We start from the raw sequence: 12,662 nt of genomic DNA on the forward strand, positions 1-12,662 counted from the left end.
ATTATACTACTGTGCATATACTATTTAGTCGTGCAAATAAAAGGTAGTAATAGTCTATTCGTCTACTCGTCATCCAATTTTTGGATAATAATTACGTTTTTGATTTATTTATCAGGTACTTTTTTTCTTTATATTATGACTGAAAATATGGCTAGGAGTAAAAGCTTCCAACATCAATATGTTGTAATAAATTCAGTATTCAATATCTTAAAGAATATTTTACTTTCAATTGCTATGCTAATGAAACCGACACCCGCAAATATCCAAAAGCCAAAGGTTAAAGGCTGGGACGACGACTTACATACTTTTAAACTAAAAAATCAAGCTTAAACTTCGGCATGTTTTTTCTACAAACTCCTGATAACTCCTTTAGCGTAACTAACATACTAATATTTGGTACTCTCGGCATGTTTGTAATGGCAATTACTCTTGTATCTGTGGTTGTTTTTCACCAACGCAGGGTAATTAAATTTAATAAGCAATTGCAAAAAATGGAGGAAGAGAAACAGCAGATGTTGCTGAAGGCTTCTATCAACTTCCAGGAAGAAGAAAGGCAGCGGATTGCCGCTGATCTTCATGATGACGCGGGGCCACTCTTAGCAACCGCCAGGCTTTACCTTAATGAGAATCTGATCCACCAGGAAACCGCAGTGCAGTTGCAGTCGATATTCAGCGCCAAGCAAATTATTGACGATAGTATACAATTAATCCGTAATATATCTCACAGCCTTATGCCACCAACCCTTAAGAACTTCGGGCTGGAATCGGCAATGAAAGATTTGTTTGAAAAAATAAATGGTTCGGGTGTAATTAACGCCAGCGCCCGCTTTCATGATAACAGGGAAAGATTAAGGGAAGACCAGGAATTGCTTGTCTTCCGTGTACTTCAGGAATTGGTAACTAATATTATAAAACATAGCTGTGCGGGTTTTATTCACCTCACCCAAAATGTACAAGGGAATTTTTCTTACTTTCGCATACACCATGACGGGAAAGGTATTCTTCAGGAAGAATTTGAAAAGCTAAATTATGCTTCTGGTGGTTTGGGCTTAAAAAATATAGAAAGCCGGATTAAAGTATTAAATGGTAGCATTTCATTTGAAATTGACAGCACACAAACTTACTATAAGGTAACCATTGAAGTACCAAGAGAACCAGGTAAATAAGTCAATCATAAATAATATATTTTGTAACTGATCTTTACTTTTTATTAACCCCTTTGTTTGACCATGGATATAATTAAAGTCGCTATAGCTGACGATCATAAAATTTTTAGAAAGGGGGTTATACTTTCTTTAAAACCCTATCATAATATACAATTTGTACTGGAAGCTGAAAATGGGGAAGAACTTATCCAGGGGGTGGAAGACGCAAAGCCGGACATAATTCTGATGGACCTTAAAATGCCTGTAAAGGATGGCATTGAAACAACAAAATATCTCAATAAACATTTTCCGGCAATTAGAATATTGATCTTAACGATGTACGAAGACGAGCGATTTGTGGGCCATTTAATGGATAGTGGTGCAAACGGATATTTATTAAAGAGCACGGATCCCGAGGAAATAAAACAAGGAATCATGGATGTAATGAGAACCGGTTTTTACCTAAACAACTTTGTTAACCGGGTTCTCATCAAAAAGAATTATTCGAAGCAAAAATTTAATCCAAATCTTAATAGCGAGGTGGTTATAAGTGATCGGGAAAAAGAAGTTCTCTCTCTGGTTTGCCTTGAATATACTGCCCAGGAAATTGCTCAAAAAATGGATATAAGCGCAAGAACAGTTGAGGCTATTAAGGATAGGTTGATGGAAAGATTTGGTGTAAAAAACTCAGTTGGACTTGTCTTCTTCGCCATGAAAAATTCACTCATAGAGTAGGCGATTTTATTTTTTAGATTTCCGGGCAAAACTCAAAATCATACTCGAGATTTCACAATTTCATTTCCGGTACTTCACTTTCAAAATAAAGCTTGCCCGCTGTTTTACTCTTAATCTCTTCCACCGTTACTCCCGGCGCCCTTTCGATTAATTGAAACCCATCATGAGTAATATTTAGAACCCCAAGTTCTGTTACGATTTTTTTAACACAACCAACACCTGTCAACGGAAGTGTGCAACGCGATAGTAATTTCGACTGCCCCTTAGGGTTAGTATGCATCATTGCAACAATAATATTTTTTGCACTGGCTACAAGATCCATAGCGCCGCCCATCCCCTTAACCATTTTTCCCGGAATTTTCCAGTTAGCAATGTCACCATTTTCACTCACTTCCATGGCACCAAGCACAGTAAGATCGACTTTTCCGGCACGAATCATACCGAAGCTCATTGCGCTATCAAAAAAAGCCGAGCCAGGCACTGTCGTTATGGTTTGTTTTCCTGCGTTGATCAAATCAGGATCTTCATCACCCTCCATGGGGAAAGGTCCCATTCCTAATAAGCCATTTTCAGACTGCAAAACGACATCAATTCCTTCGGGGATATAATTAGCAACAAGAGTAGGAATTCCAATCCCCAGGTTTACATAATACCCGTCCCGCAATTCGCTTGCTATCCTACGTGCTATTTGATTTTTATCTAACATACTTAATGCTATGGTTGAGCGCTTCGAAAAATATCAAAAACAAATTTCAAAATCTTGTATAGTCAGATACTTTTTCGTACGGTTCTGTGTTCAATCCTTTTTTCATAATTATTACCCTGGAAAATTCTATGAACATAAATTCCCGGAGTGTGAATTTCATTTGGATTAAGTTCACCCGGTTCCAATAACTCTTCTACTTCCGCAATGGTAATTTTGCCAGCCATTGCCATTAGTGGATTAAAATTTCTGGCAGTTTCATTATAAATAAGATTCCCTGCGGCATCACCTTTCCATGCTTTTATTAATGCGAAATCAGACTCAAATGCAAATTCCATGAGATATTCTTTGCCCTTGAATTCACGCATTTCTTTGCCTATAGCGACTTCTGTTCCTACGCCAGCTGGTGTAAAGAATGCAGGTATGCCATATCCGGTGGCCATACATCTGGTGGCTAATGTGCCCTGGGGAATTAATTCAACTTCAAGTTCGCCACTCAATAATAGTCTCTCAAACTCTGCGTTTTCTCCAACGTAAGACGCAATCATTTTTGTCACTTGTCTTTGCTGCAATAGTAGCCCTATTCCAAAATCGTCTATTCCCGCATTATTAGAAATGCAAGTAAGGTTCCTAACCTTCTTTTTAGACAAGGCATTTATACAATTTTCGGGTATTCCGCATAAACCAAAGCCGCCAAGCATTACGATGCTTCCATCTTCAATATCGCTTATTGCTTCATCGGCATTTCTAAATACTTTGTTCATTTATTGGTTCTCAGTTTTTATTGTCTCAAATCTTTTGTTGGAGTAAATTTTCTAAATGGGTTCAATTTTTTTGACGTGTCTAATTTCAAGGGATGGTGCTTTTCTTTAATTTCCAGCTGGGTTTCCCGCTGGTTTTGTGCATTAAGGCTATCAAACATAATTCTCATTACATCCGGATGGTTAGTATACCAGTTATAACTAAGGGTAAAAGCCGTAGATGAAATATTGTGAATTTCAAATATTTTTTGCGCCAGCACTTTTGTCTCTGTTACCTCGTTTACAGTAGAGTCCTTCCTGGCAATCTCAGTTGAAAGAGCCTGTGCCCGCATTATATCCCACAATATGTTTTGCATTTCGTTTGGTTGAATAATTTCAGAAGGGATTTTATTTTTCCCCGAACACGACCAGAGCAAACTAAAAATAATTACACGCAAAATGTTTTTCATCATTTAAGTGCTTCTTTATATTTGGGCGCATTAGGAACATCTAATTTTTGCAAAAATTCTAAAGCTCTCGCTTTGTCCGGAGGAGAAGCCTTTGAAAAAATATTTATGAGTTCCTGCGATTTCCCCTGGAAAAAAAATTGAAGAATCATAGTATTTGGATTCTCAGTATTCAGATTATTAAGAATATTGAGCACATTCAACATTTGAACCCGTGCATTTGCTTCTTCGTCGTAAAGCTTATCCATTCCAAGTCTATAGTAGTCATATATGGCATCGTGAATAATAGTGTATTTACTATTTAATAAATTTTCCGCAAGCCAGTAGCGGTTTCTTGTACCATCAAACGCTTTCCATCCTGAAATGTCTTTCCCTTCAGGTGCATTATTTACTATATTTTGTGCTTTTTGAAAATATGCATCTCCTCCCCTTTGCGAGAATGAGTCGTAATCCATGCCCAAAATAATATTTATATAGTAAGCTATGACGGCCGTTAGATTTGAAGCCAAGGCATCTGTGCCAGACACCCTGTTGTCATTAAATTCCAATTGCTGAAATTCAGCATATTTAAATACTATATCATTATCCTGAAAATTGACCAGGGGACAAACATAAGAAGAATTAAAAACAGGCCGGGCAGATTGAATTGTGAGAGATGCTTTGTAAACATTTGCATCCCCCGTGGATTGAAGATTTAGTAAAAAACTGCAATCAATTTTCTCTTGCGGGGCAAAGTTATCAGTTGTCCATTTACGTGTGTTGATAAAATTATCCAAAGCTGTTTGCAACGTCTGAAATGCTTTTTTGTCTACATTATTTGCAACCCTACTGCTTAGAACACTCACTCTCGCTCTAAGTTCCTGAGCTTTAATAATAGTAGAAGAACAAACTAAAAATAGAAAAAGAATACTCTTATGCATTTCGATAATTGATAATAGTGTTTATAATATCACGGGCCACCTCTTTCTTAGTCTTTGTATCAAATTTATATTCGTTGCCTCTCTGATCAAAAATAATAATCTTGTTGGTAGTGTTTCCAAAGCCTGCGCCCTCATCGGTTAATGAGTTAAGAACTATCAGGTCTGCATTTTTTTTCTCAAGTTTTGTCAAAGCATTTTCTCTCCCGTTATGCGTTTCTAAAGCAAATCCTACGAGCGTCTGTCGTGATGTCTTTAGCTTACCTGCCTGGTCCAATATATCTTTCGTTTTGATTAATTTCAAGGTTAGCTTATCATTGGTCTTCTTAATCTTCTCCTTTTCCGGATTTTCAGGGGTATAATCAGAAACTGCCGCAGCCATTATAATGATATCGCTACTACTTAGGTATTTTAAACTTGCTTCGTACATTTCATTTGCAGAAACAACCCTTGTGACTTTAATATTTGAAGAGATTTTTACTTCTGAAGGCCCGAGAATTAAATGAACTTGAGCTCCTCTTGCCGCTAATTCTTCCGCAAGGGCTACACCCATTGTACCTGTTGATGGATTTCCAATAAATCTTACGGGATCAATGGCCTCACGTGTAGGACCCGCTGTAACTAATGCCCGAAGTCCCTTTAAACTCAAATTTTTTGAAAAAAAAACTTCGAGATAACTGATAATTTCTTCTGGCTCCGCCATTCTGCCTTCCCCTTTTAAACCGCTGGCAAGTTCTCCTTCATTGACCGGCAACAGGTCATTGCCAGCTTTTTTAAGAAATTCAATATTTTTTTGAGTAGATACATGATGCCACATATCTTCATCCATAGCCGGAGCAATTAATACAGGGCAAGTTGCCGAAAGATAAGTTGCCAACAACAGATTGTCGCAAGTTCCATTGGCCATCTTAGCCAACGTATTACAGGAAGCCGGCGCTACCAACATTACGTCTGCCCATCTGCCAAGCATAACATGATTAGCCCAGGTTTCACTATCAAAAAGCTCACATAATACTTTATTTTTTGATAAAGTTGAGAAGGTTAGCGGTGGAACGAAATCAATTGCAGCCTTCGTTAATATCACCTTTACCTCTGCTCCATTCTTAATTAACAAACGCAATAATACAACTGCTTTGTAGGCGGCAATACTTCCCGTCACACACAACAATATCTTTTTTCCTTTAAAAATTTCAGTTTGCATTTATTCACATGCATTTATATGGTAACTAATGCAAATATCCCTGTTTTATTCAAAAATCAGACTACAATCCATAAGTTACCAAAATAAAAATGGCGGACCAAGACCGCCATTAAAATTATCATTTCTTATGCAAAGATTACTTTAAAATCACATTATCATAAACCCCTGTGCCTCAGTTAATCAAAGAGATTATCTTCATTCCTACGATAGTAAATTTTATCGTCCATAAACTCGGCTGTAGCTAATAATGCCGGATTAGGCATTCTCTCATAGGCTTTCGAAATTTCTATTTGCTCCTTATTTTCATGAATCTCTTCCAGGCTATCAGTATGGCTGGCGAATTCTTCAAGTTTATTATGCAATTCTTCTTTAATAGAAATATTAATTTGGTTTGCTCTTTTTGCTATTACAGCAATTGACTCATACAAGTTACCGGTTTTCGCTTTTACATCTGTAAGGTTTTTGGTTTCAACAACATTACTGGTGTTAGCGCTCTGCTGGCGTCTTAATTTGCTCATTTTGTATTTTTTTAATGTTATTCAGACTAATGTTTTTATAATTCTCGGCATCTTTTAAGAGTTTGCTTTCGGGATACCTATCTGCAAAATCAAAATATTCTGTCGATACCTTTTGATAACGTTCCTCTTGTTTATCTAAAACACTCATTCTAGCAAAATGATAGTATGATTTTACAGCCATCAACATATATTCTTCTCCCTGGCTCGACTCGGGGTAAGTATTCAATAAGTTGGAAAAAGAAATTCCTGCGGCACGGTACTGTTGAAGATCATAATATAGTTGAGCGCTTTTATATTCCTTTAGTTCAAGCTTAGCCCTGCATTTAGCAATAATTTCATTGGCGTCCTTTACTCTTGCTGAATTAGGATGCGTGCCAATAAACGATTGCATCATTCCAATAGCTTTATTCGTATTTATTTGGTCAAGTTCCACTCTCGGTGATTGCAAATAAAAACAATAAGCATGCATATAAGCTATTTCCTCTGCCTTATCGCTATTCGGAAACACCTCCAAAAATCCTTTAAATAGATTTTCTGCATCGGGATAGTTCTTTTCGTAAAACGAGCAATAAGCATACTTATAATATAACTCTTCAAATTTATCAGAACCTTTAAAGACGGGAAATAATTCTACATACAGCTCTTCCGCATTCTTGTACCTTTTGTTCTCATAATATTTATCAGCCATTTTAAGCTTGTAATCGTAGTCTTTGCTTTTGAGCACCTTATTAAATTGCCTGGAACAGCCGACTATCAAAAAGATTGGTAACAATAAAACTAAGGCTAATTTCATCATAAAGAGGTGCGAAATTAAGGGATTTTAAACAAAAATGACCTTAAAAAAAAGGCACGCAAAATAGAAGCAGTTAATATTTTGATAAACATAAAAAACCCTCCCCAAATGGGAAGGGTCTTATCATTGAGCAAAAAGTGGACTTTTTATTTAGCTTTAATATCAACAGTATTTACATCGCCTCCTCCAACTTGACAGTCAGTATCAACCCGATCAGCACTAATTCCTTCTTTTTCTGTTAAATAAGCTTTAATAGCAGCAACTCTTTTATTGCAAAGCGCTTGAGATGCTTTAGATGCTGCAGGGTAACCAGTAACAATTATTGAACAAGCAGCATTATCTTTTAATCTAGAGGCCACTGTGGATAGCATTGCCTTTGCATCGCTGCTAAGGCTACCGCCCTTGCCTCTAAAAGAAACACTAGGAAGATCTCCGATCTTACATGCGTTCATACTATTTCTAAGGCTATCTATTATTTTGCAACATTCTGGGTCTGGACATTTTCCTACGCCATCAGCATCAACGGGTTGACATTCAGTAGGAGTTATTAATTGCTTGTCTTTGCAATCAGGAACACCGTCACCATCAGTATCTTTTGAAACACCGTGAGTATCAACCGGGCAACCAGCAGGTGTATTTGGTTCTTTATCAAGTTGGTCAACTACTCCATCGCCGTCTGCATCATCAAATACCGGTTTTGGTATTTTCATGTGTTTAGGGTTGTTGATTTCACTATAAGCATAATCAAGCGGATTGATCCACCATAGAGGTTCAACAGATTTTTTGCCGATATTGAAGTTCAATCCAATCGAAGCATAGTTATAAGTATCATAATCGCGAGTTTGAACCGGATCCGATATTGGATGTTCCTGCCACTGTTGCCCATCCAATAAATCATCTTTTATGAAAGTAAATCTATCCTCAAGAGCAAGGTTAATTCGTTTACTGAGTTTAAATGCCACGCCAGCTAACACCGTACCTGAGAACCGCAAGGTATTATTTCCTAAATGAGCGGAATTATTTCTGTTATTTTCAGCCTGAGTATAAGGAACACCTTTTAATAAGTCTTTTAATTTCTTGCGTGTATCTTTTCTACTACTATATCCGTTACCGGTGATAGGTGATATAAAAGGAATAGAACTAAAACTTGCCGGAACCTGAACTTTCGTGTCATAAATAGTTGCGCCAAAGCCTGCACCAGCATATAGAACAAAACCAGTCTTTTGCTTGTGAAAGCGAACGTTGTTTAAAGTGAAAATTCCTTGCAAAGAAAGATCATTAACATGCGTGCGATAATTATAATAAACAGGTTCTGGGTTGGCACCAGTTGAATTGTAAGAAGCCCACACAGGATCATTCTTATAACCATACGAAGGCTTCCAGTTCAATCCTTTACCAACTCCGTATAAATATTGTAATCTTAAAGAAAACACATATCCAAGAGCTTTACGAATATGAATCGAAACACCAGGTGTAGGTAATTTAGCAGCAACGTCGCCACTTACTGAAAACATACCTCCTGAAATACCAACCTCAACTTCGTTTCTCGGTTTTGCCGGGAAATCATAAGTATTATTCATAAACTCATTTTGTTGCGCTTGACCTTTGGGAGTAATTACGCTTGAGTCATAAATATTATAAACTCCGGTATCCTGGGCGAAAACACCGAAGGACATTAGGGATAATATCCCCATTAATAAAAATTTGTACTTTTTGCTTGCCATAACTTTTTGATTAATGATTTCTTAAAATAAACTAGTTGATTATTTGCAAAAATATTAAACCAATGTCAAAATTCAAATTTTTTTTAGCAATTATTTAGATTTTGAGCCATTTACATATCGTTACAATTTCGTAAACAAAGGACCTGCTAATTAGAGTTTTAGCTGCATCGTCATGAAGTTTTTACTTTGCACTTACACTATTTGATTCTATTCAAAAAGTTGCACTAAAATTATCGGCTATCATAATAAGATTTTAATTAGTGTTTTGCACTATATTGCCTTTTAATAAAATCATGAAGTTTTCAAAAGACCTTATTGCGGAAGAACTTAACATCTTTGAACAAAAATTTGCTCAATCGGTAAAAAGCAACACACCTTTACTAGATCGGATTATGAAATACATCATTAAGCGAAAAGGTAAACAGTTACGCCCGATGTTCGTATTTTTAAGCGCAAAGCTCCATGGTCCTATAAACGAATCCACTTATCGGGCCGCAGCCCTTGTGGAGTTATTACACACAGCTACATTAGTGCACGACGATGTAGTGGATGAATCCTTGGAAAGGAGAGGTTTTTTTTCAATAAATGCACTGTGGAAAAATAAGATTGCCGTTCTTGTAGGAGACTATTTGCTTTCAAAAGGACTACTCCTTTCCACGAGTGCCAACGATTTTAAACACCTGCACATTCTATCGGAGGCGGTAAAACAAATGAGCGAGGGCGAATTGCTTCAATTAGAAAAATCAAGAAAATTAAATCTCAAAGAAGATATTTACTTCGAAATAATAAGGAGCAAAACAGCATCATTACTTTCGTCAGCTTGTGCAGTCGGTGCATGGAGTACCAGCCAGGATGAAGCCATTACTGAAAAAATGAAATCATTTGGTGAAAAAACCGGAATCGCATTCCAGATAAAAGATGATCTCTTTGACTACGGTAATGAAGATATCGGGAAACCTACCGGAAATGATCTTAAAGAAAAAAAGCTTACGCTTCCATTAATTTACACATTAAATAATGTTGATGCCGCTGAAAAGAGAAAGATTATCTATATAATAAAAAACCAAAATAAGGATCCTGCAAAGATAAAATACGTGTTGGCAAAGGTTATTGAAGCGGGTGGTATTAAATATGCAGCAAAAAAAATGGTTGAGTACCGCAATGAAGCCTTGAAGATATTGTCTGAATTTCCTGAGAGTGATATCAGGAAAGGACTTGAAGAGCTCGTTATGTATACAACAGACAGAAAGTATTAATCTGCTGATTGGATAGTTTGTTAAACTTATTAATGGAAAGAAATTGGAAAATATTATCGGCTGATGAAAGTAAGGTTTACGCGTTACAGCAAACGCTCCAAATAAGTTATGAACTTTGCAAAATTCTTGTGCAGCGACAGGTCAATACTTTTGAAAGAGCAAAAAATTATTTCAGGCCACAACTTTCGCAGCTTCACGATCCATTCCTGATGAAGGACATGGATAAAGCCGTGGAAAGAATACTAACAGCAATAAATCATAATGAAAAAATTCTTGTTTTTGGAGATTATGATGTAGATGGAACGACCTCTGTGGCATGTATGTTTCGGTTTCTAAAAAAGATTTATACCGAAGATAATATTGATTTTTATATCCCACACCGCTATAGAGAAGGATATGGTGTAAGCCAACAAGGAATTGATTTCGCGAAACAAAATAATTTTAGACTTATAATATCGCTCGATTGCGGAATTAAATCTGTTGAACTTATCGGGTATGCGAAACAGTTAGGGCTAGACTTTATTGTTTGCGATCATCATCTGCCAGACCATGAACTTCCACCTGCCATCGCAATATTAAACCCTAAACAACCAGGCTGCGAATATCCTTATAAAGAACTTTGTGGTTGCGGAGTCGGTTATAAACTTATTACAGCACTTTCTAAACGGTTAGGGCTACCCGACGAAGAATATAACTGTTATCTTGACCTGGTTGTAACGGCTATAGGAGCTGACATAGTTCCTATTACCGGAGAAAACAGGATTTTAGCCTATTACGGTCTAGAGAAGATGAACAGCAATCCTCTGGCAGGAATAAAAGCATTGATTGAACTGAGTGGTGTTCAAAAAAAATTTTCAATTAACAATGTTGTATTCATAATTGCGCCACGCGTAAATGCGGCTGGGAGAATGGATGATGCAAGAAAGGCAGTTTTGATGTTCATTGAAGACGATTATACTAAGGCCAAAGAATATGCGGAAATGTTACATAGTGACAATACCGATCGTAAAGAAGCTGATACCAATATCACTGAGGAGGCATTAGCAATTATTGAAGCTGATGAAAACATGGTAAACCGAAAAACTACTGTGGTCTTTAAATCTCATTGGCATAAAGGTGTAGTTGGAATTGTGGCCAGCAGGTTGATAGAAAAATACTACCGCCCAACGGTAGTTCTGGCACAAAGTGGTGAATATATCGGGGGGAGCGCACGCAGTGTTCCGGGCTTTAATTTATATGAAGCTATTCATGGATGCCGCGAATATCTGATTGGTTATGGTGGACATTTTGCTGCGGCTGGGTTAACCCTGCTGCCTGAAAATGTAATTGCGTTCAGTAACAAATTTGAGGAAATTGTTTCTTCATGCATAGAACCAGAACTCCTTATCCCTGAAATTGTAATAGATGCTGAAATTGAATTTAAACATATCACCAAAAGCTTTTACAATATCATAACACAAATGGAACCATACGGACCAGAAAATCTTCGGCCGGTGTTTATTACAAAGAATATTTTGGATACGTCGTGGTCAAAAATTGTGAAAGAACTTCATGTGCGCTTCGTATTAAAACAGGATAATGTAGTGTTAACCGGAATTGGTTTTAATATGGCAGAAAAATTCCACTTGTTACAAATGCAAAAGCCAGTTGACATTGTTTATACCATTGATGAAAATGAATGGAATGGCGAAACAAATCTACAGCTAAAGATTATCGATTTCAGGCTTTCTGAAACTCATCTCAATTAAATTATCTCTCTATAAAAAAGTTTATTTATTATATACGGTACTGGTTTTTTATAGGAATGAATTGGAATTTTCCTCTTGCTTTTTTTAGCATTTATCATGAGATAAGAGGTGAAAGAAAATATAACCTCGATACCATAGAATTAGACAGGCTGAAAAAAATAACTGTGAAAGGTGATAATCTTGATCACGGTTCGATTTACCAGGCCTGCAATTACTTTATCCTCGAAAAAGGATTTAACTACCTGGCAAGCATAAACGAAAATAAAAACTTCACCGATTTTGGCTGCGGAAAAGGAAGGGCGATGATTGTTGCCTCACACTACGGTTTTCGCATTATCACGGGGATTGATTTTGCGAAAGCTCTATGTCTCATGGCAGAGAAAAATATTCAAAACACAAACTCTCTTTTTCCTTCAGCCAAATTCAATATTATTTGTGATGATGTGGTTAATTATAAAATACAAAAAGATCAAACTGTTTTCTTTTTCTTTAATCCGTTTGACGAAGTAATTATGCTGAAAGTAGTAAAAAATATTCTCTCATCTATCAAGGAAAAAGATAGAAAGATTTATATTATGTATGCAAACCCTGTTCATAAAGAAATATTCTTAAGCGCCGGGTTCGAGGAAGAATATTATTTTAAAAAATTACAATACCTGGAATTGAGTATTTTATCAAAAGAAGCATATCAAGAATCTCACGACTAAAATCATTT

The 12,662-nt window shown here is 36.6% G+C and carries 13 protein-coding genes; 5 read left to right on the plus strand and 8 right to left on the minus strand.

All coding sequences use genetic code 11. The features are described from left to right. The first annotated feature begins 338 nt into the window (after positions 1 to 338). Complete coding sequence (locus tag ACO1O5_RS12265; protein WP_486270584.1) at positions 339 to 1,166, plus strand: sensor histidine kinase; 828 nt, start codon at positions 339 to 341, stop codon at positions 1,164 to 1,166. A gap of 63 nt (positions 1,167 to 1,229) precedes the next feature. Beyond that, positions 1,230 to 1,880: a response regulator gene (locus ACO1O5_RS12270; RefSeq protein WP_486270586.1), complete on the plus strand. Its 651-nt coding sequence runs from the start codon at positions 1,230 to 1,232 to the stop codon at positions 1,878 to 1,880. Positions 1,881 to 1,932: 52 nt separating this feature from the next. Here the strand turns inward: ACO1O5_RS12270 and ACO1O5_RS12275 are convergent, their stop codons facing one another. The 8 genes from ACO1O5_RS12275 to ACO1O5_RS12310 form a co-directional block, all read right to left on the minus strand. Then, on the minus strand, positions 1,933 to 2,586 hold the full coding sequence (locus tag ACO1O5_RS12275) for a CoA transferase subunit B (protein ID WP_486270587.1): 654 nt from the start codon (positions 2,584 to 2,586) through the stop codon (positions 1,933 to 1,935). A 62-nt stretch (positions 2,587 to 2,648) separates the two neighbouring features. After that, positions 2,649 to 3,347: a CoA transferase subunit A gene (locus tag ACO1O5_RS12280; RefSeq protein ID WP_486270589.1), complete on the minus strand. Its 699-nt coding sequence runs from the start codon at positions 3,345 to 3,347 to the stop codon at positions 2,649 to 2,651. Between the two features lie 17 nt (positions 3,348 to 3,364). Further along, positions 3,365 to 3,796, minus strand: coding sequence for a DUF4296 domain-containing protein (locus ACO1O5_RS12285; protein WP_486270591.1), 432 nt, complete (start codon positions 3,794 to 3,796; stop codon positions 3,365 to 3,367). Continuing rightward, a complete protein-coding gene (gene porD, locus ACO1O5_RS12290; protein ID WP_486270593.1) occupies positions 3,793 to 4,710 on the minus strand; it encodes a type IX secretion system protein PorD in 918 nt (305 codons plus the stop codon). Before porD ends, ACO1O5_RS12285 begins: the two co-directional genes overlap by 4 nt. Next, positions 4,703 to 5,908, minus strand: a complete 1,206-nt coding sequence (gene coaBC / locus ACO1O5_RS12295) for a bifunctional phosphopantothenoylcysteine decarboxylase/phosphopantothenate--cysteine ligase CoaBC (RefSeq protein WP_486270595.1) — start codon at positions 5,906 to 5,908, stop codon at positions 4,703 to 4,705. Before coaBC ends, porD begins: the two co-directional genes overlap by 8 nt. Before the next feature lie 176 nt (positions 5,909 to 6,084). Then, the gene (locus tag ACO1O5_RS12300; protein WP_486270597.1) at positions 6,085 to 6,426 is read right to left on the minus strand and encodes a DNA-directed RNA polymerase subunit omega; all 342 of its coding nucleotides are present in this window, start codon (positions 6,424 to 6,426) and stop codon (positions 6,085 to 6,087) included. Then, entirely contained in the window at positions 6,395 to 7,222 is an 828-nt protein-coding gene (locus tag ACO1O5_RS12305) for an outer membrane protein assembly factor BamD (protein ID WP_486270599.1), read from the minus strand. The genes ACO1O5_RS12300 and ACO1O5_RS12305 overlap by 32 nt, the downstream gene beginning before the upstream one ends. Positions 7,223 to 7,365: 143 nt before the next feature. Continuing rightward, the gene (locus ACO1O5_RS12310; protein ID WP_486270601.1) at positions 7,366 to 8,943 is read right to left on the minus strand and encodes an OmpA family protein; all 1,578 of its coding nucleotides are present in this window, start codon (positions 8,941 to 8,943) and stop codon (positions 7,366 to 7,368) included. A 293-nt stretch (positions 8,944 to 9,236) separates the two neighbouring features. On the opposite strand from ACO1O5_RS12310, the gene ACO1O5_RS12315 reads away from it, so the two are divergent. The 3 genes from ACO1O5_RS12315 to ACO1O5_RS12325 are packed head-to-tail and all read left to right on the plus strand — an operon-like array spanning position 9,237 to position 12,654. After that, positions 9,237 to 10,199: a polyprenyl synthetase family protein gene (locus ACO1O5_RS12315; protein ID WP_486270603.1), complete on the plus strand. Its 963-nt coding sequence runs from the start codon at positions 9,237 to 9,239 to the stop codon at positions 10,197 to 10,199. Between the two features lie 32 nt (positions 10,200 to 10,231). Next, positions 10,232 to 11,947 carry a single-stranded-DNA-specific exonuclease RecJ gene (gene recJ, locus ACO1O5_RS12320; RefSeq protein WP_486270605.1) on the plus strand — a complete coding sequence of 572 codons (1,716 nt, stop codon included), beginning with the start codon at positions 10,232 to 10,234 and terminating at the stop codon, positions 11,945 to 11,947. A 56-nt stretch (positions 11,948 to 12,003) separates the two neighbouring features. Continuing rightward, complete coding sequence (locus ACO1O5_RS12325; RefSeq protein ID WP_486270607.1) at positions 12,004 to 12,654, plus strand: hypothetical protein; 651 nt, start codon at positions 12,004 to 12,006, stop codon at positions 12,652 to 12,654. Positions 12,655 to 12,662: the final 8 nt, after the last annotated feature.

This window comes from Ginsengibacter sp. (genome assembly GCF_057362405.1).